The sequence below is a fragment of the Alkaliflexus imshenetskii DSM 15055 genome (assembly GCF_000517065.1).
GTDB lineage: Bacteria > Bacteroidota > Bacteroidia > Bacteroidales > Marinilabiliaceae > Alkaliflexus > Alkaliflexus imshenetskii.
Genome location: NZ_KI912105.1, coordinates 3,485,556 through 3,510,513, shown reverse-complemented (window position 1 = coordinate 3,510,513; position 24,958 = coordinate 3,485,556). Strand labels below are relative to the sequence as shown.

The following is a 24,958-nucleotide window of genomic DNA, read 5'->3' as shown; positions in this document are numbered from 1 at the left end:
ACACAGCGTAGCTTGGGGTACGCGAAAAGAAACCTACTTTGCCATTAAATCCCGGGCGTTACTTAAGGCAGCTTCCGACAATTCAGCGCCGCTCAGCATACCGGCAATTTCCAACACACGATCTTCATCATTCAATTGCCGTATGGCAGAAATGGTCTGATGATCGGTATCGGTTTTGTAAACTTTGTAGTGATTGGCTCCCTTGCCGGCTATCTGAGGCAGATGGGTAATGCTTATAACCTGTATGTTAAGCCCCATTTGCTGCATGATGCGTCCCATTTTGTCGGCAATTTCACCCGACACACCTGTATCTATTTCATCAAAAATGATGGTCGGCAACCCTTTGGCCGACGACAGTAATGATTTGATACATAACATAACTCTGGACATCTCACCACCGGAAGCCACCTTGGGAATATCGGCCAACTCGCCGTTCTTGTTGGCAGTGAATAAAAATTGAATCTCATCAAAACCGTCATCACGAAATGCCTCAGACGGAGAATGAGAAATACGGAACCGCGCATGTGGCATACCCAGCTGATGCAATTGTTGCTCAATAGAGTGCTGAATGGACTCAAAAACAGCTTTCCGGCTGTCAGAGAGTTTCTCTGCCAGCGTCTCAACAATTGCCTGTTGAGCAGCTATGGCATTGTCAAGCAACGCAATCTCTTCGTCGAAGGATTCCAGACGGGTAAGTTTTTCGTCCAAATCGCTCAATAATGAGAGCAGTGCATCAACAGAATCCACATGATGCTTCTGTTGCAAAGAATAGATGGTATCGAGCCTGTCCTGCACATATCGCGCACGCTGGGGCTCAAACTCAATTCCGGCACTTCGCTCACCAATCTCCCTGGCTATATCCTTTAATTCAATATTAATGATTTCTAACCTGCTCCAAAGTTCATCGCCTCCTGGTAAATACTTGCTGATGCGGGATAGCTCGCCCTGAACCTGATGTATGCCATCCAAAATTGGATACTCACCTTCAGCCATTAACAAATTAGCCGATGACAAAGCTGCCTTAATCTCTTCAACATGGGTCAGTTGCTCCAGCTCCTGCTCCAACTCAGCTTGCTCACCGGGTTGCATGGCCGCTTCACGCAACTGGTTGGCCTGAAACGACCAGTAATCTTTATCAGATTGCTGTTTTTCATACATCTCTAACAGCCGTGAACGCTCCTTCTTTATCTGCTTAAGCTGGTCGAACCCTTTTCTATAATCGCTTTTAAGATGGGCGTTTCCTGCGACAGTATCAACCACCATCAACTGAAAATTAAAATCGCCCAACAACAGATTTTGATGCTGCGAATGAATATCAATGAGTTTTTGCGACAACTCTTTGAGAAAATTGAGCGTCACAGGCGTATCGTTCACAAAAGCACGCGACTTGCCTGATGGCAGTATTTCGCGTCTGATGACCGTTTCGTTATCAAAATCGACATCCTCAGCAACAAAAAGCGGTTCAAGGCCATAGCCCTCTAGATTGAAACATGCCTCAACCACGCATTTCTCCTCCTTATCACGCATAGCCGAAGTATCACTGCGCTGACCAAGAATCAGAGCCAGTGCGCCCAACATAATGGACTTTCCGGCACCGGTTTCGCCAGTTATCACCGAAAAACCATTGTCAAATGATATATCGGCTGAATCAATTAGCGCGTAATTTAAAATTTGAAGCTGTTTTAGCATAGATGACAATTTTTCTTTTCCCTATCCATTCTAATTTAGCCGTCTGCCCTGTTCAACAAACAATCAAAAACATTCATTATAAACAGATTAAAAGCGAAACTAAGAATATTAAGGGTATAACAAAAATAGAAAAGTTGTTTCAAGAAACAGTCATCGGAAGCGAAAGTTTTAAACAATCTACTCCATATCAGTTAGGTGCAGACTCCAATAAATCTACAACACGGACATGTCATCATCAAAAAACAAAATGCATTTCCAAATTTATCTGTTGCCTTCTGAAGTCAAGCGTCGGTATTTATCCGAATTGGATGGGTCTATTTCGGTGAGCAGATTAACCACTCGTCCACGTTCCATGGATGGTGCACCAGAAAAAACATTTACAAGCTCCTCCGTTTTGGCATCAAAAAAGAATCCCAAGGCAAATGAGTTTGGCCGTTGGCGATATACGCGTTGTAACTGCTCAATGGCTGACACAATATTACTCCTGCCCTCTTCCGGCTTGTCGGCCATCATATCCAAACCCCGCCGGTGATACTGATAATAAGCATTTCGCAATGGGGCATGCTGCTCACTAAGAAGGTTTTCGACAAGCCAATAACGGTTTCGGGTACTTTCAAACGAACGCCAACCGGCTTCCCTTGCATTCTGAGAAACGCTGACTATTTGCTCTGCCCTCTGAAAATAGGGTGTGCCACCCCTTGAACTGAAAGTATCATAATCGTAACCAATTATCACATAGGCGTAATAAGCCAGAATAGCAACCAGGTTAGATTCTATATTTGCAGGATTAAAAATCAACTGATCAAACTCAACATATCTGAAGTGCAGGTTCTGATCCTGAAAATTTATAAGTTGTGAATTGTATGATGAGTTATATACCGAACGGCGGGCTTGAATTTGAATGGTGCCCTTATACTCATCACTGCCAATTACCTCACGTATATTGATAAAAATTGAGCAATCAATGCGCTCTTCGGGTTTAAACCGATGCTCAGTCCATCGTTGACCGTTCATAAACTCCATAATGGTAGTTTGAAGGGTTTCATATACCCCCCTGTTGGTTCCCTGCACACCGGGCGCCACTACCTGCACCATACAACGCAGTTCCTGTGCCTGCGTCACCTGGGACAACAGAAAAAACGAGAAGCAAAAAATAACTAATGCGGCTGCTTTTTGTTTCAAGAGACTGCAAATTTGAGACATAGAACAAATATATAGAGAATGAAAAATCAAATCATTAACTTCTCGAGGTAGTCAACGATATCAACCGCAACATCCCTTTTGCTTTTTAACGCAAATTCCTCTTTTTTATTTTCACGATTGAGAATAGTTATCCTATTGGTATCTGTCATAAACCCGGCGCCAGCTTGCGCGAGTGAGTTAAGCACGATAAAATCAAGATTTTTTGATATGAGCTTTTTGCCAGCATTGGCTTCTTCATTGTCGGTTTCGAGTGCAAACCCTGCAAGAATCTGTCCGTCCCGCTTCATTTGACCCATTTCCTTGGCAATATCCGGATTGGCAACCAGCTCAATTCTTAAGTTTTCGCCACTCCGTTTTATTTTAGATGTGTGATATCCGGCAGGTGCATAATCGCTCACAGCAGCAGCCATGATAGCGGCATCACAATATGGAAAACTATTGCAACACGCTTCGTACATCTGCCTGGCACTTTTTACGTCCACCCTGTTAATCAAAACACTGCCAGACAACTCAACATGCACAGGGCCAGCAATTAAATCCACCTGAGCCCCTCGTGCCGCAAGCTCCTCCACTATAGCAAACCCCATTTTTCCGGAAGAGTAGTTACCGATAAAGCGAACCGGATCTATGGATTCATAGGTAGGGCCGGCAGTAACCATCACCCGCTTACCGGTTAGTGTTTTTTTTTTAATCGAGTCAGAGAAAAACGTTTTAAGCTTTTCTACAATAACTTCAGGCTCCTCCATTCGCCCTTTGCCCGATAAGCCGCTGGCCAACGCACCCGTGCCGGGCTCTATCACATGGCACCCCCATTCCTGGAGCGTTTTAATGTTTTGTATTGTGGAAGGGTGCTGAAACATGTCCAAATCCATCGCCGGTGCTATAAAAACAGGACAGCGGGCCGAGAGATAGGTGGTTACGAGTAGATTGTCGCAAATACCAGTTACCATTTTACCCATTGTATTTGCGGTGGCCGGTGCAATAACAAATGCATCGGCCCACAATCCCAAATCTACATGGCTATGCCATGTTCCGTCGCGGTTCTCGAAAAATGCACCCAATACCGGCCTGTTTGAAAGGGCAGACAAAGTAACCGGCGTAATAAACTCTTTGCCGGCCGGTGTAATTATTACCTGTACCTCGGCTCCCTCTTTAATAAGCAGACGAAGCAGAAATGCGGCTTTGTAGGCAGCAATGCTGCCGGTAATACCCAATATTATTTTTTTCCCTTCCAACATGGCATTTGGTTCTAGAACAAACAACGGCAGATATCAATAAAAAAAGATAAAAGAAACAATACATCTCTTTTATCTTTCTAAAATTTTGGCCTGACAGCCAGCAGATGAGCTTGTTTCGACAAATCTATCTGATTAAAACAATCAGGTTAACCGCAAACACTTGTTGCTTGTGGCATTAAATTTTCTCGTCTCTCGAAGGATTTCGGTGGTACACATTATCCTCCACCATAAACTCAGTAACAGCCAATGCTGTAGCCTTAGGAAGACGCTCATAAAAACGTGAAATCTCAATTTGCTCACGATTCTCAAACACCTCTTCCAGATTGTCTGTATAAGAAGCAAACTCTTGCAGTTTCCTGTTAAGTTCCTCTTTCATTTCTACAGAAATCTGATTGGCTCTTTTTGCCACTATCATTACCGATTCGTAAACATTTCCGGTAGGCTCGGCAAGTTTGGCGGTGTCCCAGGTTATGGTATTAACCGGCGCCTTTGATTTTTTGAAGTCCATAGTTACAATATAAATAAAATCGTACTTTACTAAATCTATCTAAGCATTGCGTTAGTCTCTTCAAAAATCCGGTTTGCTCTACGCAGGTACTGGCTTTGAGGAAACTCATTGACAAAAGAATAATACTCGTCTATGGTATCGCGCAACCGCTCTTCCATTCGCTCTTCGATACTGTTAACTGCCTGAATAAATTTGGCATCAAGAATCAGGAATGACAACTCCTCACGATATTTGGTATCGGGAAACTCATCCAATGTGTTACGCGCGGCAATCACTGCAGACTGATAGTTGTTGCCCATGTAGGTTCCAAGGTGGTAATATAGTTTTGCATTTAAATATGCTTTAAATACCAGCTTATTACGCAATTCATCCATCAACACGGTAGCTTCGGATGCACGTTCGCTGTTTGGGTACAGATTGATAAACAGCTGAAACCCATCGAGGGCATTGTATGTGTATGTTTGATCCAGCCTGGGGTTGGGCGACATTTTGTAGTTACAATAGGCAGCCATAAACTGGGCGTCTTCGGCTCGTTCACTGGTAGGATAGTTCTGCACAAACATGCGGAAATAGTGATCAGCCATCAAATAATCACGCATATTGTAAAGACACTGAGCATAAATAAAATGAGCCGTTTCCGAACGCTCAGTACCTCTGTAAATTCCTATCAATTCACCAAAAAGCGTAGAGGCACGCATGTTGTCTCCTTTTTCATAATACTCCATTGCCTTCTGGTACTTCAGGTCATAATCGTTGCTTTTCAGCAATTTTTGATATTCGCTGCAGGAGGTCAGAACCATGAGCATCATAAAAACAAAAAAGAATAATTTCCTCATTTGAAGGTCTTTATTATTACTTATATAAACAAAACACAAACAATGTTTTGCCCGGAAACATCCTGCAAAGATATAGTTTTCATTTCAATTCACTAATAGTTAAAACGATATTTTTAGCAATACTTAGCAGTGGGCTTAATTTTAAACATCTGCTGATACAAAGTGATGCAGAAACAAGATCTCAGGCAAAAACACTTTCTGGCATAAACAAAAATCAGACCACAATCCCCATTTCCATAACAACAAAAAATAACGTACAAAGGCCGTCCTCCCTTTGATGGGAGAAACGGCCTTTTACAATTCAAGTAGAGTTCTTCTAAAAATTATATGTGATTCCGGCAGATATAAAGCGTGGCAAACCGGCTCTTATTCCTTGTGGTCTGCGAGTTACAATATATCGCTCATTGGTAATATTTTTGATGGTAAAACTAAATCCGAGCCCCGACGCTGTATGGTTGTACCAGGCGTTTAAGTTGGTGATAAAATAGGCATCCAGTTTACCAATTCGCCCGTTGGTATTGGCCTGGGCATAACGATAGTCAGAATCGGCTGCATCTGTAGCAATCCAATCGTAAACATTTTCGGTGTTGAGCACATCGGTGTATTGGCTGCCAATGTAATTGCCGGTTATGCTTAAACCAACACCCGCAGGCACCTCCACCTGAATGCCGCCGGTTAGCGTAAGCTCAGGCGCATAAGGTGTTTTATTGCCTTTAACGTTTAAATATACATTCTCAAGACCCGGCGTAATGGCAGTTTTTTGCAACACAAACCTGTCACTCGAAAACTCAGAATGCACATAGGTTCCTCCAACGTATAAATGCCCCAACCAATTGGCTGGTAAAACATCATTGAAACCCAATCGGAGTGATGATTCTAAGCCGTAATGCAGGGTACGTCCACCATTAATATAACCGCTACCAGCTCCTCCTGACGATTCGGATACAGGTATCACCTGATTTGAGAAGTCCATGTGAAAAGCAGTCATCTCAATCTCAAGACTGCCAATGTTTGAACGCAGTCCCAACTCACTGTTCCAACTTTTTTCTGCCTCAAGCTGTAAATCTTCGCCACTGTTGCTTATGGCATCTTTGGTGCGCGGAGGCGCAAAACCTCGGTGGATTCCCGCAAAAACGCCAACCCTGTCCGAAATATTGTAGTTTACGCCCGCTCCGGGAATCAATGAAGTAACATCTGTTTTGGCAACAATCAGCGTATCCCTGTTGCTAATGCGCATAATTTCACGTTCATACCAGATACTTTCACTGCGAATGCCTGCCGTAACTGACAATTTTTCGCTAAGCATAAATTTATTCTGTAGGTAACCACTCAATGCATAACCTGTTCTGATTTCATCCTCCTGAATGTTGCCTGATAAAGCACCTGCTTTTGTTCCGTTCACTCGTTGCTCAAAAGCACGCTCATACAAATATCTGACACCTGCATCCATCTTGGCCGTACGGTCGCCAATCTGATAACGATACTCTACCCTCGGCTCTACTCCTGCAACTTCAAACTGCCGGTTTCTTTGGCCGGTGGTGTTTCGCAGATAAATAGCCCCCTGATTACCATCTGGCGTTCCGTGAACCACTCCAGTAAGGTTAGATGCCGTGGCACTGTATGTAAAATCCTGACGGTTCCAGTTACGGGTGGTTGTATATCCAAAAACGGATGTACTCAACTGCAATCCTTCTGATAAGAGATACTTATGATTGGCACTTATTGCATACCTTCGAATGTCGAGTGCATCATCAGGAGCCAGGCGAAGATCGTCCATGTCGCCCCTGTCATACATGGGTTGCGTAAGTCCAACATAAGTTGAATTTGAGTTTTCATCATACACACCCAATTTCACCATTAATTGGGATATTGGCGAAAAGTTGGTTTGCAACTTGGCATTAAAATCGTGTAGCAGAAACTGTGTAGGGCCAAAATTTTCGGCCTGCTTTCGGGTATAATTGATTGTAAAGCCAGTATTACCAATGGTATTACCGTAAAAAATCTGGCTGTTATTATAGCCAAAATCGCCCGTTTTGAATGAAAGTTTTCCACTTGACTCGGCGGGTGCATCAGCAGTAAGGTAGTTAATTACACCGCCAATGGTTTGAGGACCAAAGAGAATAGAACCACTCCCTTTTAGCACTTCTATACCACTCATGCGGTCAATGTTGGGTGTGAAATACATCTCCGGCTCACCGTATGGCGCCAACGCCACCGGGATGCCATCTTCGAGCATCAGCACAGAGCGGCTTTTGTCGGGGTCGAGACCTCTTATGCCTATATTGGTACGCAATCCGGCTCCCTCTTCCTCAACCACATGAATACCGGTGATGCTGCGTAAAACTTCATTTCCGCTCATTGGCTGTTGACGCGCCAATTGTGCGCTATTTACAATTGATACGGATCCCGGTAAGTGTCGCAACATGCCAATCCTGCTGCCAGAAACCACAACCTGAGCCAGTAGCAGATTATCAGGCTCAATATTGATACTCAAGTTTCCGGGATTTTCGTCCTTTCTAATCTCAACATAAGCCGTTTTATATCCCAAACCTTGAATCCCAAGCGTGATATCAGTATCAGAATTTAATGCCAGAACAAACTGTCCATTTGCATCAGTTGTGGTACCATTGGCTGTTCCCTTAACATACACAGCTATGTATGGCACCGCGTTACCTTCGCTCACCACTCTGCCACCAACAGTAATACCAAACACTGATATGGTATTGAAGATTAGAAATGCGGCCAACAAGAACAATCCGCTTACTCTCCTAAACCAAAAAAAACGTTTCATAGTTTTGTGATTTTATCCAATTAGGCACTTAATTGCTTATTTCAGTTTTAAAAAAATGGAGTTTGTCAACTCCGTCAATGGTATAAAACCATACCAAAATTTAGACTACAAACATAAAGACATAAGCCTGTCCCTACAATCCCAACAATTAGGGGTTTTTAAGTGCCGTATAATTGAACATTAAAGTCGGACATGCAACTTTGTTTAACTCTTACAGCAAAATCATAATCGAAATGAGAGATAAATACCAATAATTTTATGGAGGTTTCTGATACGGATATTCAAAAAAGATTACCTTTGCCCGTGAAATAATTAAAAACTTATTAACGTGGATATTTTTAATAAGATAAGTGCCAACATGGGTCCATTGGGCCAGTATGGCAAAGAGGCTCATGGTTATTTCATGTTTCCCAAACTTGAAGGGGAAATACACCCGAAAATGAAATTTCGTGGTAAAGAAGTATTAACCTGGAGTTTGAATAACTATCTGGGACTGGCCAATCACCCTGAAGTGCGTAAGGTGGATGCAGAGGCCACCAAAGAGTATGGATTGGGCTATCCTATGGGAGCCAGAATGATGTCGGGACACACTTCCAAGCACGAAGAACTAGAAGCTGCACTTGCCGAATTCGTAAAAAAAGAAGATGCATATCTTCTTAATTTTGGCTATCAGGGTATGGTTTCTATCATCGACACGCTGGTTAACCGTAACGATGTAATTGTTTATGACTCCGAATCTCATGCCTGTATTCTAGACGGATTACGTTTGCACATGGGAAAACGTTATGTGTTTCCACATAACAACATCGACAATCTGCGCAAACAACTTGAAAGAGCTACTGCACTTGCCGATAAACAAGGCGGTGGAATCCTCGTTATCACCGAAGGAGTATTCGGAATGGCTGGTGACCTCGGGAAACTTGACGAAATTGTAGCTCTCAAGAAAGATTTTCAATTCCGATTGCTGGTTGACGATGCACACGGTTTTGGTACAATGGGTAAAACCGGAGCAGGCGTGGCTGAACATTTTGGTGTTGAAGATGGTGTAGACATTATCTTTGGAACATTTGCCAAATCGATGGCTCTGATTGGCGGCTTTGTGGCCGGTCGCGAAGATGTGATAAACTACCTTCGTTACAACATGCGCTCACAGATTTTTGCCAAGTCGTTGCCAATGCCTCTGGTAATTGGAGCGCTCAAGCGTCTTGAACTTCTTCGCACAAAACCAGAACTTAAGGAAAACCTTTGGACAGTGGTTAACGCACTTCAAAAAGGATTGCGCGAAAAAGGGTTTAACCTTGGGAAAACTGAAAGCCCGGTAACGCCAGTGTTTCTTGACGGTACTGTACCCGAAGCCACAACCCTTACAATGGATTTACGTGAGAACTATAACATTTTCTGTTCTATCGTAGTATATCCGGTAATTCCTAAAGGACAAATTATGCTTCGCATTATTCCAACAGCGGTTCACACGCTGGAAGATGTTCAGTACACCATTAACGCTTTTGCCGAAGTATCTGAAAAATTAAAAGCCGGAAAATACAAGAGTGATAAAATCGCAAGTTTGTAAACCGGCGAAATAAATACGTAACAAAAAAACCGCTTTCCTTAGGGAGAGCGGTTTTTTTGTTATTTGTATCGGCAAAATTCAATGAAACGAGATTAGCAAAACAGCATCACTTTTCAAAGTTCAGTTGCATCTGCATCTTATCAACGCCTGATTTCAAGGTCTGTTGCACCGGTTCACCTGCAAAATCACTGTAAGCCAGCGTAAACTCACTATTTTGATCTACATAAAAGGTAAGCACATCATTCATATCCTGAGTTGGTCCGCTGGTATAGCCAAAACCAACGGTATCCTTACCCAGCAGTAGTTCAACCCTTGTCCTGACGCGCTCATCGCCACTTCTGGCATTGGCATTGCGAAACATCCTCACTTCGATGGCAACCTTATTAAGATTGCTTGCCTTTAGGGCTTCATCGGCCTGATAAATGGCCAGATATCGTTCCGTTACGTTTAAGCCTGGTACCGAGTGGTTGTTACGAGCCCAGACCAAAGGGAAATGCCTTCCGGTAGTTTTCCACGAACTGGCAAAAATTGATGTTTCAGGATTGTTTGGGTCGGCTTTTCCGGCATCGGCCAGAAACCAACTCTGGTTAAGCCCGCTGGAATAGTACTCGGTGAAATACCACTCTCCTTCTATCCAGACTTCATTCCAATTGTGGTTACCACGCATATCGTGCCAGTTTGGTGTGCCAGCTATCCGCGATGGGATAGCGACCGCCCTAAAAGCATCGGTAAGTAAGATGGACAAACCGGAACATGATGCCATATTGATGCGCATGGATTCATACGGGCTTTGGTCCGGCTTATCGCGTTTGGTACTGTAATCGACCAACACTTCATCCCGAATTACCTTATTGATGGTATCCACGGCAGCCTGAATGGTTGTTACGCCCTCCAGATAGTGCGAAAAACGCTCAAAAAAATCCTTCCGCCAGTTGTCACGGGTCTCATTCAGAATCACGTATGGCAACACATCGTTGTAAAATACCGAGTCCGGCAATTCACGCCCCCAGGGAAACACTTCCCGGGCATGGTAAGCATAGTGGGCATTCTCAAGAAGAAACGCTGCCGTGAGCGTTTGAAGATCGTGTTCGGGCATGTGCGAAATGATAAATGCCATGCCCTCGCGCTGCGCGTAGGGACTATCATACAAAGCCCTCTCAATTTCAATGGCATTGGCACCAGCCTTTACAAAAGCCGCTTCAAGCATCGGTAGATAATGAGCTGGTATGCCCTTGTTCTTTGGATGACATCCGCCAAGAACAATTGCAACGAACAGTAACAGTTTTAAAGCAAATGATTTGGTCATACTTATATTATATTTTCAATAAAGATTGCTAAGTTATATTATTTTTTCGCACTTCGAGCTTAATCTATTGAATTTAACACACCTTTAGTTGTGAAGAGTAATGAAACAATCACATCAAACAAATTTTGAATTGATAGAACATTGTGGTTAAATTTGTTTTTCATCAATAAATAAGAATATGAAACGGTTTATGCTTTTCGTTTGCTGCATTGTGCTTGTTCCGGTTCTCACGATGGGACAAGTGAGCAAAGACATCTTTGAGACAGAAAGTTTTGATTTGGAAACATGGTTTGTAGGACATGGCAGTTTGATGTTCAGCTATAACGGAATGAACATACACGTGGATCCCTTCAGTCGTGTAGCCGATTACAGTGAACTACCCAAGGCAGATTTGATACTGATTACGCACGAGCATCAGGATCATTTAGATACGATTGCCATCAACTTAATACGAAAGGATGACACGAAATTTGTGCTCACACCAACATGCTACAATATTCTGAAGGAAGGTTTTGTTTTGTCGAATAACGAATCGCTTAACATTGCTGGTATCCTGATTGAATCAGTGCCGGCATACAATGTCGTACACCTGCGTAACGATGGACAACCGTATCATCCCAAAGGTGTAGGAAACGGTTACATAATCAACTTTGGTGAGTATAGAGTTTATGTGGCCGGAGATACCGAGGATATACCGGAAATGAAGCAGATAAAAAACATTGATGTGGCCTTTTTGCCGATGAACCTACCATTTACCATGACACCTGAAATGGTAGCCAATGCAGCCATGATGATACAACCCAGAGTTCTCTATCCCTATCACTTTCGTTTTGGGCAGACAAACCTGGATGAGCTGGAAGAACTTCTTGAATATGAAGAGGAGATCGAGGTTCGCATCCGAAACTTCTAAATCAAATCAAGCCTTAGGAATGTCGCCAAACAAGGATAACAGCTCCTGTACCTCATCGGCTTTGGACGTTTGGCCTGTGCTTTCATAAGCATACAGAATATTGTTGAGCATACGCTGTACGATGTCTTTATTGCTGCATGGCAGAAAGTAAGAGACTTTTGGCTCCAATTTTTGTTGCTGCACAAAAAACTCGATCTCTTTACGACCAAGAACAGCTCCTTTATTGATGGGATTAATGTAAAAGAGAACAGGCACCTCGGAACCTTTATCGGTTGAAGAGAACTCTGCAGAATCATCGAGATAGGCCAGGATGAAATTCTTAGGCAGATTTACACCATAAACAGGAATTCCAAGACGCTGAGCTATTACAGAATATATGACTGATAAAGATATGGGATTTCCTTTTCGGGTATCGAGCACATCACAGATAAACGAATTCTGAGCCGACATAAAGTTGCTGTTGTTGCGCGAAAAGCCATGCACATCAAAAAGGATGTGATTGATGATTCGCACTTTTTCGAGAGCAGTAAGATGATCATTCAGCTCAAGCCAGACATCTTTACGCAACTGATTAATCTTGTCATTGATGTCTTCATAACGCAGTTCGGGATATTGAAATCTGGACACAAGGAAAGCACCAAAGAGCAGATCATCGTCTGGTGACTGCAGCCAGGCGCGAAGTCTGGATTTTACATCACGGAATTGCAATGTATGAATGAGATTTTCAATCCGTTTCTGATACGCGGAATCCAGGGTCAACTCCCAGGCTTTTTCCAGCTCCGGAACAATGTCGACCTCCTCTTTTAATAACTCGCCTTCAACCGTGCTAAAGATCTCCTCGTTGGGATCATCTAAAAGGCTGATTAAGGCGATGACTTTATTTTTATCCATACAAGCTTAGTATCGGATTAAATCAACAGAAACACATATATATATATCAAACCCTCAGACTTTCAGTTCCAATTAGCCCCAAAAATTTCCCAACCCACCTACTTAGTAAGTGCGGTCAGCACATATTCAATAAGTTCCTTCACTACTTTTTTATAATCTTTACTGTATTCACCAGCCATTCGGTTTGCAATTATGGCACAAACAGTGGCTGCTTTGTGCCCTAGCAATGCCGAGAGTCCGTAAATTGCAGAGCACTCCATTTCATAATTCGTAACTCGCAGATTATTAAACCTGAATTCCGATATTCTATCGTTTATTCCGGGCATTGACAGTGGAAGTCGAATGATTCGTCCCTGCGGGCCATAGAATCCGGGTGCTGAAATAGTAACACCTTTGACTACTTTCTCGCTGTTGAGGCGTTCCAATAAATAGTTGTCAGCATTGACGGTATATGGGGCAGGCAATTCGTGTTTCCAACCGGTATATTTTACAAACTCAGATTCAAAAGGCAGGTCACACACCTCACCTCGTCCATCGTAAAAATTCAATAACCCATCGAAACCAATTGCTTTTTGACTCAGGAGCCAGCTATCCACGGGCAAATCCTTTTGAAGGGAGCCAGATGTGCCAATTCGCACAATCTCAAGTGAAGTATGCGACGATTTAGGCATCCGTGAGTCAAAATCAACATTTACCAGAGCATCCAGCTCGTTTAATACAATATCAATGTTATCAGTGCCTATTCCCGATGACAAAACTGTGACCTCCGTACCGCTGAATCTTCCGGTTTTCCATAGAAACTCACGATTAGCTCCCTGATGGTCAACACCATCAAAAAAACCGGCAACCGTATCAACCCGCCCCGGATCGCCTACCAAAATAACTTTTTTGGCAAGTTGACCTGGTTTGATATGAAGATGAAAAACGCTTCCGTCAGCATTTATGATCAATTCGGAATCAGCTATCCTACTCATACTAATCATTTTTAGTAACTATCAAATTAATAAAAAAAATACGAATTACCAATAAAATTCTTATCAACACCCTGTTAATATTGGGTTAACTCAGTGTTCTGAATTTATTTAACAGGTAAAATTATTTAAATAATAAACACTGAATGCCAATCTACACCTAATTTTAGGTAGTTGGCAGAGAAACTGCAGGCAAAGGAATAAAACTTTCAGATTATGGTGCGCAAAGAGTAGATTAATTCCTTCATATTAGATGAATCTTACTAATTTTGGCAAAAAAAAGATCATGATACAAAGAATCCAATCATTGTTTTTGCTGTGTGCCCTTATTTTAACGGGCAGTCTGTTCTTTCTGGATCTGGCTCAGTTGGCCACTGCCGATTCGCTATACACATTAACCAATAAGGGAATAGTACTCACAGGCGCCGAAGATATAGTGCAAGTAGCTATGCCTGCGCTGGCATTGAACATGCTTTTGATAGTTACCGTTTTGGTAACGGCTGTGTCAATCTTTCTTTATAAAAAGAGATTGCTGCAAATACGGCTGTGTGGCTTAAATATGGGCTTGCTTCTGGGTTTGTCGGTCATGATTTTTTTCTTTGGAAAGATGGCCGCCAGCGAGTTGAACGCAGAACTCTCATTTAACTGGCCACTCGTAGCTCCTCTTGTTTCAATGGTTTTGGTATTTTTAGCAATACGCGCAATTGGAAAAGATGAAGCATTGGTTCGCAGTTTAGACAGAATCAGGTAACAACGGCTCCGAGAAAAAATTAAACCGGACTTTGAAACGCTTAATTTTCAAAGCCCGGTTTTTATCATTCAAATTATTGCCTACAATCCCAAGAGCAATTTATCGGGATTTTTTCCACCAGATAAGAGCGAAGCAGGATTCTCTATCATCCGCTTCACATCCAGTAGAAAGCCAACCGAATCCTTGCCATCAATAAGTCGATGGTCATAGCTTAGAGCCACATACATCATCGGACGGATTTCTACTTTTCCGTTAATAGCCACGGGGCGATCAGTGATATTGTGCATGCCAATAATAGCTGACTGCGGAGGATTAATCAGCGGTGTTGAAAGCATTGAGCCAAACACCCCTCCATTGGTTAAGGTGAAGGTACCGCCGGTCATCTCCTCCAGAGAGATTTTTCCTGCCTTGGCTTTCTCTGCCATTTGCTGCATTTCCAACTCAATCTGAGGCAGCGACAACTTGTCCACATTGCGTATCACAGGCACCATTAATCCTTTGGGTGATTGCACCGCAACCGATATGTCGATGTAGCCCGGTGATAGAATTTCATCACCATCAATCATACTGTTAACCATTGGATGCAACTTCAGTGCATTGGCCGCAGCTTTAAGAAAAAACGAAATCAGCCCTATCTTAAAGCCGTATTTTTTCACAAATTCATCCTGATATTTACGCCTTAAGTTCATGAGTGCAGACATATCCACTTCATTGAAAGTGGTTAGCATGGCCGTCTCATTCTTCACTTGCACCAACCTCTTACTTAGCTGTTTTCGCAACTGCGACATTCGTGAACGATTCATCTCACGGTTTGAGCCAGCACTGTCGCCATTGGTACCGGATTTTTGCCACTCGAGATAGGCATCCACATCTTTAGAGGTAAGCTTGCGCAGACCAGCCAACAGCTCATCCATCTGGATATTCTCAGCATCCATCTTCTCGCGTGCCAAAGGGGTAACTTTTATATCAGGATGCTTTACCTTTGATTCATCGGTGGCTTTTTCAGGTTCGGAAGAGGGCTTCACATCCTCAGTTGCTTTTGCCTCTACATTGGTATTGGCAGCGGTTAACCCAGCATCAGGCGCAGGGCTTTGCTCAGGTACGGCCACCGAACCATCGATGCGACAAGCGATAGAATTGACCTTAACCGTTGTGCCGGCTTCAACTAAGATTTCTATTTTGCCCGATTCGGGCGCTGTGAGAGAGAGCGTAGCCTTATCAGACTCAATGTCAGCCAATTCCTGATTTTTCCTTACCAAATCGCCACTTGACACATGCCAAACGGCAACTTCCACTTCTGCAATTGATTCCCCCGGCGTGGGCACCTTTACATCTATAACCATATCAGTATGTTATTCTATTGTTTTGGTTGCAAGTATGAGCATCGAAAACTTTATTCTATGCATCCTTATTATATTGAGAAACGGGAGGTTTCAACAAAATAGTTATGAGCTTTAAGTATCTCTTCTCTGGTCTTTCCCTCCATGCAGTTAAGACTACAGTAGGGCAGCTTAAGTTCGCAATGACACTTTTTAAAGACCTTGTTGATGATTTCGTTTTGTCCTATATTGTGAAGGCCGGTGAGACCGGTAGCAGGGCTTGCACTTGCGATACGTGCAACCGGCACAAGCTGGTGATTATCCATCATGCTCCGAATGTAGTTCCAGGCGCCCATATTCACCGGCTCCTCCTGCACCCAAAGCGTTAAAAGCGCCTTGGGATAGTTCTTTAAAATTGCCTCCACCTCTTGGGCTGGGAATGGATGCAATTGCTCTATTCTTACCAGCGCAACATCTTTGGCATCCAACTCCTCTTTTCGAGCCAACAAATCGTAATAAACCTTCCCGGAGCATAGCACCACACGGGTAACTAAAGCAGCATCCACATTGGCATCATCTATTACAGGTTTGAATACCCCCTTCTCCAGTTCACTCAACGAAGAAACACATTTGGGATGTCTTAACAAACTTTTGGGCGTAAACACCACCATAGGTACTCTGAAATCACGTTTCACCTGACGGCGCAATGCATGAAACAAGTTGCCGGGAGTCGTAAAGTTTAACACCTGCATGTTGTTTCGCGCAGCAAGAGATAAGAACCGTTCTATTCGTGAACTGGAGTGTTCAGGCCCCTGCCCTTCGAAACCGTGCGGCAAAAACAACACAAGGCCATTCATCAAGCCCCATTTCTCCTCTGCCGAACTTATATACTGGTCAACAATAACCTGAGCTACATTGTAAAAATCACCAAACTGCGCCTCCCATATAGTTAATCCTTCAGGCACACCAAGAGCGTAACCATATTCAAAGCCCATCACACCATACTCGGACAATGGCGAATTGAATACATTGAAAGAGAGCGGATTGTCGTCGAGATGCTTCATTGGCGTGTAGCGCTCATTCATATCCTCCACGGTAAAACTGGCATGGCGATGTGCAAATGTACCCCGTTCGGCATCCTGGCCACTTAAACGCACCGGATTGCCCTCGTTGACAAGGGTGGCATAAGCCAGAAGTTCGGCCATGGCCCAATCCACTTTTCCGGCAGTAAAGGCCTTTTTCCTGTCCTCCAGAATTTTTTGTACTTTAGGAAAGAAAGGCTTGTCATCGGGAAGATGACTCAATTTATTGCACAAATCTGTCAATATTTCGATTGAAACACCCGTAGATACCGGCAGATCAAAATCGGTGCGCTTTGGGTAACGGAAATTATCCCACAAATCGGGCATGAACCGGGCAATTGACATTTTATCTATTTCTCCCGATGCATCATACTCTTTTTCAAGATGATTGTTAAAATCATCAATAAGTCGCTGGAAATCTGACTGATTAAATACATCTTGCGCAATAAGCTGACGTGCATAAAGGTCGCGTGGGTTTGGATGCAAAGCGATGGCCTTATAAAGTGTTGGCTGTGTGAAACGGGGCTCATCGCCCTCGTTGTGCCCATATTTCCTGTAAGATAGAATATCAATAAAGACATCGGTATTGAACCGTTGCCGATACTCGAGCGCCAGCTCAAAAACATACACCACAGCCTCTGCATCGTCACCATTGACGTGAAATACAGGATTATTGGTAACCTTTCCAACATCGGTGCAATAGGTACTTGAACGGGCTTCGAGATAATTGGTGGTAAAGCCAACCTGGTTGTTCACCACCACATGGATGGTACCGCCGGTCTGATAGCCCGGCAACTTGGCCATTTGAACCACTTCATACACCACACCCTGCGCAGCAATAGCCGCATCACCGTGTATGATTACAGGCACAACTTTGTTAAAATTGCTGTTGTAGGCATGATCCACGCGTGCGCGAGTCAGGCCGATTGCCACCGGTGTAACAGCTTCCAGATGCGATGGGTTTGGCAATAGGCACAGCCTCACTTTTTTACCGGATTTTGTATCAATATAATTGTCGTACCCAAGGTGGTATTTCACATCACCGAGTGAAACATTGTCATCATACTCATCGGCCACAAACTCTTTAAACACCTTGCGATATGGTTTGCCCAGAATATTGGTAAGCACGTTTAGCCTGCCACGGTGCGCCATTCCCATCACAAACTCATCCACGCCCATTTCAGCGCCTTTCTGAATAAGCGCCATCAAACCGGGAATAAGACCTTCGGAGCCTTCAAGAGAGAACCGTTTCTGACCCACAAATTTTTTATGTACAAAGTCTTCAAAACCTACGGCACGCTTAAGTTGACGAAATATCTCCAGTTTTTTGGCAGAATCATAAGCCGGAAGGTTACGCACGGGTTCCATCCTGTCTCTTAGCCAGCTAACAACCTCGGGGCGCCGAACATAAAGATACTCCACACCTACCGATAAGCAATAAGTATCCTGCAAGTGCTTAACGATATCGCGTAGTGGTGCCGGGCCAATTCCTATCTGACTACCGGCCTGAAAGACCGTATCCAGTTCAGCTTCTGACAAGCCAAAATTTTCCAAATCCAGTGTCGGAAAATACTGACGCCTAGCCCTTACCGGATTTGTTTTAGTGAAAAGATGGCCACGCTGCCGGTAACCGTGAATGAGGTTGATTACATTAAACTCCTTGCTGATTACCTGCTCGGGTAATGGTTGAAAATTTTCAAGCGCAAAATCAAAACCTTTAAAAAAGGTAGCATACCCTGAATCAACCGACGATGGGTCCTTTTTGTATTGATTGTACAGTTCTTCAATTGCCTGCGGTTCGCTATTGCTTAAAAATGAGAAATCATCCATATCGCTTATTTGTCTGATGCTGATTTGATATAATTTTCGGATATTCACATATCCTGGAACTTTAAACTATCTTTGAACGTCACACTAATTTCGTGAAAATAATGCAAACTTTTCTGGAACAACTGGCAGAACATCACATTCAATATCATTTAACAGAAATAGACGAATTTTGTTTTGTTTTTCCAAGCCGACGTGCAGGTCTGTTTTTCAATAAATATCTTTCGGAAAAAACGCCAAAGGCAGTTTGGGCGCCAAAGGTAATAACCATAAATGAATTTTTCGAAGAGATAGACTCAACCCCTGTGGCCGACCCCATCACTTTGTTATTCAACCTCCACCTTAGTTATCAAAAGGTTATGCAATCGAATATTTCGATTGATGAGTTTTTGCCAATGGGTGAGATGTTACTGAGCGATTTTAACGACATCGATAAGTATCTGGCCGATCCAAATCAGGTTTTTGCCAATTTGGCTGCCATTAAAGCACTCGATATAGATTACCAACATTTGCAACCTGAACAAGTTAAGGCCATCCAGCTCTTTTGGAGCAGTTTTGATCCGGAACGGCTCTCCAGACAGCAAGAGCAATTTCTGGCCGTTTGGGAAAAACTTTATACGCTATATGAAGATTTTCGACATAAACTTGATGCACAGGGTATTGCATACAGTGGAATGGTATTAAGGCGTGTAGCCGAAAAAACCAGAACAGATCGGGCACTGGCAACACCATATAAGAGAACTATTTTTGCAGGCTTTAATGCACTTAACAGTTGTGAAAAAGTCATTTTCAACTATCTAAATATACAAGGGAAAGCAGATTTTTACTGGGATTACCCTCAATGGATATTAAACAAAGAATCAAGTCTTCAGCATGTACAACATGAAGCCACCCGATTTATAAAGGCCAACCTGAATGATTTCCCTGAGCTGAAAAACTGGAAAGCCCCACTGCCAAAGAGTTTTCCCGACATCACCATTGCCGCTGCAGCCAATGACCTTGTGCAGGCGCAAATTGCACACGACTGTTTAAAACAGATCAGTCAAAGGAATGAAGAGCCGGAAAAAACAGCCCTCGTACTGGCCGATGAGCAACAACTGATGCCAACCATGCACTCCATTCCGGACGCTTACCAATCCATAAACATCACACTCGGTTTTCCGCTGAAAAACACACCCGCCTTTGCACTGGTTGAAAATCTTCTGGCAATGCAGAAAACAACACGTGTTACGCGGGAAGGAAAAACATGGTTTTATCACCGTAACGTGCTCGAAGTGTTGCGGCATCAGTATATGGAAGCGATTCTGGAAGGAGAGAATGCCGAACTTTTGCGCGAGCTTATTGCTTCCAACCATCTGTTTGTCGAAGGTCACAGGTTAACCGGTTCACCATTACTGGCCTCCATTTTCATAAAAATTGAAAGTGCCGGCGCCCTAACGGGATACCTGAACAACTTACTGATGTTGATTTATAAACAGCTGGAAAAAAAAGAGGGTACAGAGGTGGAAAGAGAGTTCGTATATTTTCTTTACACAAGCCTAAAGCGGTTGTCAGACATCCTATCAGAACTGAAGCAGGAACCATCGCCAGACACATGGCAAATGCTGTTTAAACGTATGGCAATGCAGCAGTCGGTGCCATTCAGAGGCGAACCGTTGAGTGGACTTCAGGTGATGGGAATTCTGGAAACCAGAGCACTCGATTTTGACAATCTGGTGATTACCGGTCTCAATGAAGGGGTTTTTCCAAAAACCTCTCCTCCCGACTCGTTCATTCCTTTTAACCTTCGTAAAGGGCATGGGCTTCCTACCATCGACAATCAGGATGCCATCTTTGCATACTACTTCTACAGGCTTATTCACAGAGCAAAAAACGTGAAACTGATATATACCACAACCAAATCGCTTACTGAAGAAGCGGAGATGAGTCGTTTTTTGCAGCAACTCTATTATGAGTATCCGGGCAAAATAACCATGGAAACCATGCAGCAACTTGTCACCATTCCGAAGCAACCTGAAATGAAAGCCTCAAAGAATGAGCAGGTGATGCAGATATTGGAGAAATGGACACAAGCAGATGGTCGTGATCTCTCGCCAAGTGCCCTAAGCATCTATCTGGAATGTCCGCTAAAATTCTATTACAGGTATGTTGCCAACATAAAGGAGCCGGAAGAGATAAGTGAAGACCTTGATCCACGGGTCTTTGGCAACCTCTTTCATCAAATTGTGGAAGCCCTGTACAAACCCTACGTTGGACAAACTATCACAAGCCAAGAACTTGAGACAGTTGCGAACAACAAAACGCGCATAAAAGAAGTTATGGACTCCGTGTTTGCCGAAAACATACCCTTTGTCAAGGAAAAAACAAACGTATTCAATGACTTACAGGGAAAAAACACCCTTATCTATGAAATCATTCACAAATATATTGTCCGGTTTCTAAAAGTTGAGGCCGAGGCAGCACCATTCAAACTTCTGGCTCTCGAAGAGAAAGTATCCGGCCGTTTTAATCTGGGCAATGGCCTCATCGTAAACATTGGCGGCACCATTGACCGAACAGATGAGAAAGATGGATATTTAAGGATTCTTGACTACAAAACAGGATCTGCCAAAAAAGAGATTGATGATATTGCCAAACTATTCTCACAGAAAGATCATGCAGAATATAAAGCCATCTTTCAAACGCTCTTATATTCAATGGTTAAAAAGCAAACCGACAACAAATTGCCCATCATTCCTGGGGTAATCACAGTGAAAACACTGTTTAAGGAAAATTATGACAGTAACATCTATCTGAAAGAAAACAAACAGAAAGAGCTACTGACTTTACACACGGTAGAAGACCAGTATGCAGAGATGCTTCAGGAAGCACTCATTCAGCTATTTAACAAAGAAATTGATTTTACACAAACCGACAATACTGACAGTTGCAAATATTGCATCTACAGCACCAACTGCCTTAAGAGTTAATTAAATCGATGCACTTATTGCACCGTCAGCTTCAAAAAAGCATTTTCTAAGATTCATCGGAAAGCAGGTCCGGACGCAGTTTGCGCGTGCGCTGCCAGGCCATATCTTCGCGCCACTGGTCAATTTTGGCCTGGTGTCCGGATAGCAGTACCTCAGGCACCTGCCAGCCGCGAAAATTGGCAGGGCGTGTATAAACCGGCGGAGCAAGCAATCCATCCTGAAAAGAATCAGTAAGTGCCGATGTTTCATCAGAGATAACACCTGGGATGAGTCTCACCACCGAATCGACCACCACTGCAGCTGCCAGTTCACCACCTGTGAGCACATAATCGCCAATTGACACCTCGCATGTGATATAGTGATCACGAATGCGTTGATCAACACCTTTGTAATGACCGCAAAGAATTATCAGATTGGTTTTCAGAGAGAGCTGATTGGCCAAATGCTGACTATGGCGTTGCCCGTCAGGTGTCATATAGATGATATCATCATACTCACGTTCTGCCATCAGTTTATCCATAAGAGCTGCAATCGGGCCAGGTTGCATCACCATTCCAGCGCCGCCACCAAAAGGATAATCATCCACTTTTTTATGCTTATCTTCAGAATAATCCCTAATGTCGTGCAAAAATATTTCAACTGAGCCTTGATCAACAGCTCTGCGGATAATAGATTCGCTAAATGGCCCCTGAAACATATCGGGAAATAAAGTCAGAATATCAATGCGCATCATTATTCAAATTTGTTACAAAGATAGTAAAGAGACCGAGACCGTTAGTCTAAAGGTTTTTTTTAAAAAACTTTGACCATTGGCGGCAATGTGATATATTCGTAGATTATTTTCTCAATAACAGGAGAATAAATTAAAAAATCCCCCCGAACTATTTATGCCGGGAAAAGCCGAGTGTTGGTTTAAATTGGATTTTTTAACAAAACAGAAAATGTTGCACCCCCCAAACACCTGTGGTGATGGAAGCTAATGAACTAAACAAATCCTCCCTGGACGGGTTGAATTTGAACACGGAACACTCTTCCGGCGATACCCCTGCACCCTCTGATAATGCAGAAATGCAGGGCGATAACATTCACGCATCAGAATCCACTGAGCATACGCATGAAAAGCATCAGGAAGAAGTCGCTCCTGTTGAAGATACCGATTACGCATCATTCTCGAGGGAGCAACTTACCGATGCCTTTAAAAAACTGTTACGCAATCATCCCATCTCTGAAATAAAAGAGCATGTAGATGTCATTCGCGAAGTTTTTGATGAGGCCTCCAAAGAGATTGAGGATGAACAGCGAAGAAAGTTTCTGGAATCGGGAGAGGCCGAAGAGAATTTTTCGCCCCAACCCGATATGACACAAAAGGAGTTCTCAGCACTGCTTTACGAATACAGAACCAAGCGAGATGAAGAGCGGGTAACGCAAGAACACGAGAAAGAGAAAAATCTGCAGGCCAAATATGAGGTGATTGAAGCCATTAAAGACCTGGTGAACCGTCAGGAATCTCTTAATGACACTTTTCATGAATTCAGAACGCTGCAACAAAAATGGCGCGAAATTGGACCTGTGCCACAAAGCAAACTTCACGACCTTTGGGAGACATTTCACCTGCACGTAGAAAACTTCTATAATTACATAAAGATAAACAATGAACTTCGGGATCTTGATTTAAAGAAAAACTGCGAAGCAAAATTGGCTCTTTGCGAAAAAGCCGAAGAACTGCTTTTGGAAACATCTCCGGTAAAAGCGTTTAAAACACTCCAGAAATATCATGACCAATGGCGCGAAATAGGCCCCGTTCTGCGCGAAAAGAAGGAAGAGCTGTGGGAACGTTTTAAAGCTGCTACAGCCAAAATCAATCAGAAACAACAAGAACACTTTGAATCCTTAAAGAACCAACTTAAGAAAAATCTTGAGGCTAAAACAGAACTTTGTGAAAAGGCTGAAGCGCTCATTAAAGATGACATTGTTTCGCCACGCGATTGGGAAGACAAAAGCAAGCAACTAATTGACCTACAGCAAATATGGAAAACAATAGGTTTTGCCCCAAAGAAAGAGAACAATCAGGTTTATGATCGTTTTCGCAAAGCATGTGATGAGTTCTTCAACAAAAAAAGGGATTACTTTAAATCATACAAAGAAGATCAGCAAAACAACTTTCAACTAAAGACAGAACTCTGCATTCAGGCAGAGGCGATGAAAGAGAGTCACGACTGGAAAAAAACCACCGACGAATTTATTCGCATCCAGAAAAAATGGAAAGAGATTGGACCGGTACCACGCAAGCAATCGGATGCCATCTGGAAACGTTTCAGAGAGGCCTGTGACTACTTCTTCGATAGAAAATCGCAGTTTTTCAGCTACATAGATGAAGAGCAAGCCAGCAATCTGAAACTGAAAGAAGAGATAATTGAAGAGCTGAAACAGCTTAACATGGAAGAGGACAGCGAAAAATGCTTCTCTACCCTACAGGAGTTTCAACGCCGCTGGTCGGAAATTGGTTTTGTGCCCATTCAGGACAAAGAGCGTATAAACCAAGAGTTCAGAAACATCATCAATCAAAAATTTGACCATCTGAATCTGGATGAAGTAAATAAAAACCTGCAAAAATTCAGAAACAAGCTGGAAAACTGGAAAGCAACCAGCCAGTTTAACGAGAAAATTGGACAGGAACGCAACAAAATAATGACCAAACTCAAGCAACTAGAGAATGACATTGTATTGTGGGAGAACAACATTGGATTCTTCGCCAAATCAAAAAACTCTGATGCTCTGGTACGTGACTTCAAACACAAAATTGAAAACGGAAAACGAAACATTAAGTTGCTCAACAAAAAACTTGATTTGATTGACGAGATGCTATAAATCATCACGAACCATTAAAAAAAAGAAAGCCAAGGGTTGCAGAGAGACAAACTGCAACCCTTTTATATAACCTCTCAGGGTGGTAAAGTTGCAAAGCGTATTGATTGAGTAGCGGGCATTTTTTTAAACTATGACAAAAAATCAAACGGTTTATCATGCAACCTAATAGATATGATGTTTTGAAACATCTGGCAGTGGTTGAAAAATTTTAGAAATGATTTTGTTACCT

General features: G+C 43.0%; 17 protein-coding genes. 5 read left to right on the top strand and 12 right to left on the bottom strand.

Going from position 1 to position 24,958, the window contains the following annotated elements:
• Positions 1–33: 33 nt before the first annotated feature.
• From recN to ALKIM_RS0114595, 6 genes are all read right to left on the bottom strand, one after another.
• On the bottom strand, positions 34–1,689 hold the full coding sequence (gene recN, locus ALKIM_RS0114620; RefSeq protein ID WP_026475299.1) for a DNA repair protein RecN: 1,656 nt from the start codon (positions 1,687–1,689) through the stop codon (positions 34–36).
• Positions 1,690–1,950: 261 nt separating this feature from the next.
• Positions 1,951–2,871: a type IX secretion system protein PorD gene (gene porD / locus ALKIM_RS0114615; protein ID WP_235714427.1), complete on the bottom strand. Its 921-nt coding sequence runs from the start codon at positions 2,869–2,871 to the stop codon at positions 1,951–1,953.
• Positions 2,872–2,918: 47 nt separating this feature from the next.
• Positions 2,919–4,130 (bottom strand): bifunctional phosphopantothenoylcysteine decarboxylase/phosphopantothenate--cysteine ligase CoaBC, encoded by a 1,212-nt coding sequence (gene coaBC, locus ALKIM_RS0114610; RefSeq protein ID WP_026475297.1) that lies wholly within the window; start codon positions 4,128–4,130, stop codon positions 2,919–2,921.
• 175 nt (positions 4,131–4,305) lie between these two features.
• Positions 4,306–4,638: a DNA-directed RNA polymerase subunit omega gene (locus ALKIM_RS0114605; protein WP_026475296.1), complete on the bottom strand. Its 333-nt coding sequence runs from the start codon at positions 4,636–4,638 to the stop codon at positions 4,306–4,308.
• 35 nt (positions 4,639–4,673) lie between these two features.
• Positions 4,674–5,474 carry an outer membrane protein assembly factor BamD gene (locus ALKIM_RS0114600; RefSeq protein WP_026475295.1) on the bottom strand — a complete coding sequence of 267 codons (801 nt, stop codon included), beginning with the start codon at positions 5,472–5,474 and terminating at the stop codon, positions 4,674–4,676.
• A gap of 316 nt (positions 5,475–5,790) precedes the next feature.
• Positions 5,791–8,265 (bottom strand): TonB-dependent receptor, encoded by a 2,475-nt coding sequence (locus tag ALKIM_RS0114595; protein ID WP_026475294.1) that lies wholly within the window; start codon positions 8,263–8,265, stop codon positions 5,791–5,793.
• A 328-nt stretch (positions 8,266–8,593) separates the two neighbouring features.
• Here ALKIM_RS0114595 and ALKIM_RS0114590 point away from each other — a divergent pair, with 328 nt between their 5' ends.
• On the top strand, positions 8,594–9,835 hold the full coding sequence (locus ALKIM_RS0114590; protein ID WP_026475293.1) for an aminotransferase class I/II-fold pyridoxal phosphate-dependent enzyme: 1,242 nt from the start codon (positions 8,594–8,596) through the stop codon (positions 9,833–9,835).
• 106 nt (positions 9,836–9,941) lie between these two features.
• On the opposite strand, the gene ALKIM_RS0114585 is transcribed toward ALKIM_RS0114590, so the two are convergent.
• Positions 9,942–11,141, bottom strand: a complete 1,200-nt coding sequence (locus ALKIM_RS0114585; RefSeq protein ID WP_026475292.1) for a transglutaminase-like domain-containing protein — start codon at positions 11,139–11,141, stop codon at positions 9,942–9,944.
• A 178-nt stretch (positions 11,142–11,319) separates the two neighbouring features.
• Between ALKIM_RS0114585 and ALKIM_RS0114580 the strand changes: the two genes are divergently transcribed.
• Complete coding sequence (locus tag ALKIM_RS0114580; protein WP_026475291.1) at positions 11,320–12,051, top strand: MBL fold metallo-hydrolase; 732 nt, start codon at positions 11,320–11,322, stop codon at positions 12,049–12,051.
• A 6-nt stretch (positions 12,052–12,057) separates the two neighbouring features.
• Here ALKIM_RS0114580 and ALKIM_RS0114575 read toward each other — a convergent pair whose 3' ends face one another.
• Complete coding sequence (locus ALKIM_RS0114575) at positions 12,058–12,942, bottom strand: transglutaminase-like domain-containing protein (protein ID WP_026475290.1); 885 nt, start codon at positions 12,940–12,942, stop codon at positions 12,058–12,060.
• 98 nt (positions 12,943–13,040) lie between these two features.
• The gene (locus tag ALKIM_RS0114570; protein ID WP_026475289.1) at positions 13,041–13,916 is read right to left on the bottom strand and encodes a nucleoside phosphorylase; all 876 of its coding nucleotides are present in this window, start codon (positions 13,914–13,916) and stop codon (positions 13,041–13,043) included.
• Positions 13,917–14,199: 283 nt separating this feature from the next.
• On the opposite strand from ALKIM_RS0114570, the gene ALKIM_RS0114565 reads away from it, so the two are divergent.
• Positions 14,200–14,664, top strand: coding sequence for a DUF4293 domain-containing protein (locus ALKIM_RS0114565; RefSeq protein WP_026475288.1), 465 nt, complete (start codon positions 14,200–14,202; stop codon positions 14,662–14,664).
• Between the two features lie 80 nt (positions 14,665–14,744).
• On the opposite strand, the gene odhB is transcribed toward ALKIM_RS0114565, so the two are convergent.
• Together odhB and ALKIM_RS0114555 are read right to left on the bottom strand one after the other, a co-directional pair.
• The gene (gene odhB, locus ALKIM_RS0114560) at positions 14,745–16,007 is read right to left on the bottom strand and encodes a 2-oxoglutarate dehydrogenase complex dihydrolipoyllysine-residue succinyltransferase (RefSeq protein ID WP_026475287.1); all 1,263 of its coding nucleotides are present in this window, start codon (positions 16,005–16,007) and stop codon (positions 14,745–14,747) included.
• Between the two features lie 68 nt (positions 16,008–16,075).
• Entirely contained in the window at positions 16,076–18,943 is a 2,868-nt protein-coding gene (locus ALKIM_RS0114555; RefSeq protein WP_235714426.1) for a 2-oxoglutarate dehydrogenase E1 component, read from the bottom strand.
• Positions 18,944–18,996: 53 nt separating this feature from the next.
• Here ALKIM_RS0114555 and ALKIM_RS0114550 point away from each other — a divergent pair, with 53 nt between their 5' ends.
• Positions 18,997–21,861, top strand: coding sequence for a PD-(D/E)XK nuclease family protein (locus ALKIM_RS0114550; RefSeq protein WP_026475285.1), 2,865 nt, complete (start codon positions 18,997–18,999; stop codon positions 21,859–21,861).
• Between the two features lie 46 nt (positions 21,862–21,907).
• On the opposite strand, the gene trmD is transcribed toward ALKIM_RS0114550, so the two are convergent.
• On the bottom strand, positions 21,908–22,594 hold the full coding sequence (gene trmD / locus ALKIM_RS0114545) for a tRNA (guanosine(37)-N1)-methyltransferase TrmD (RefSeq protein WP_235714425.1): 687 nt from the start codon (positions 22,592–22,594) through the stop codon (positions 21,908–21,910).
• 236 nt (positions 22,595–22,830) lie between these two features.
• Here trmD and ALKIM_RS0114540 point away from each other — a divergent pair, with 236 nt between their 5' ends.
• Positions 22,831–24,729 (top strand): DUF349 domain-containing protein, encoded by a 1,899-nt coding sequence (locus tag ALKIM_RS0114540; protein ID WP_026475283.1) that lies wholly within the window; start codon positions 22,831–22,833, stop codon positions 24,727–24,729.
• Positions 24,730–24,958: the final 229 nt, after the last annotated feature.

Bases quoted from the DNA above. Each gene is read 5' to 3' on its own strand.
- ALKIM_RS0114605 (WP_026475296.1), bottom strand. From the start codon at position 4,638: ATGGACTTCAAAAAATCAAAGGCGCCGGTTAATACCATAACCTGGGAC.
- ALKIM_RS0114595 (WP_026475294.1), bottom strand. From the start codon at position 8,265: ATGAAACGTTTTTTTTGGTTTAGGAGAGTAAGCGGATTGTTCTTGTTG.
- ALKIM_RS0114550 (WP_026475285.1), top strand. From the start codon at position 18,997: ATGCAAACTTTTCTGGAACAACTGGCAGAACATCACATTCAATATCAT.
- coaBC (WP_026475297.1), bottom strand. From the start codon at position 4,130: ATGTTGGAAGGGAAAAAAATAATATTGGGTATTACCGGCAGCATTGCT.
- ALKIM_RS0114575 (WP_026475290.1), bottom strand. From the start codon at position 12,942: ATGGATAAAAATAAAGTCATCGCCTTAATCAGCCTTTTAGATGATCCC.
- odhB (WP_026475287.1), bottom strand. From the start codon at position 16,007: ATGGTTATAGATGTAAAGGTGCCCACGCCGGGGGAATCAATTGCAGAA.
- ALKIM_RS0114540 (WP_026475283.1), top strand. From the start codon at position 22,831: ATGGAAGCTAATGAACTAAACAAATCCTCCCTGGACGGGTTGAATTTG.
- ALKIM_RS0114570 (WP_026475289.1), bottom strand. From the start codon at position 13,916: ATGAGTAGGATAGCTGATTCCGAATTGATCATAAATGCTGACGGAAGC.
- ALKIM_RS0114565 (WP_026475288.1), top strand. From the start codon at position 14,200: ATGATACAAAGAATCCAATCATTGTTTTTGCTGTGTGCCCTTATTTTA.
- trmD (WP_235714425.1), bottom strand. From the start codon at position 22,594: ATGATGCGCATTGATATTCTGACTTTATTTCCCGATATGTTTCAGGGG.
- recN (WP_026475299.1), bottom strand. From the start codon at position 1,689: ATGCTAAAACAGCTTCAAATTTTAAATTACGCGCTAATTGATTCAGCC.
- ALKIM_RS0114580 (WP_026475291.1), top strand. From the start codon at position 11,320: ATGAAACGGTTTATGCTTTTCGTTTGCTGCATTGTGCTTGTTCCGGTT.
- ALKIM_RS0114585 (WP_026475292.1), bottom strand. From the start codon at position 11,141: ATGACCAAATCATTTGCTTTAAAACTGTTACTGTTCGTTGCAATTGTT.
- ALKIM_RS0114600 (WP_026475295.1), bottom strand. From the start codon at position 5,474: ATGAGGAAATTATTCTTTTTTGTTTTTATGATGCTCATGGTTCTGACC.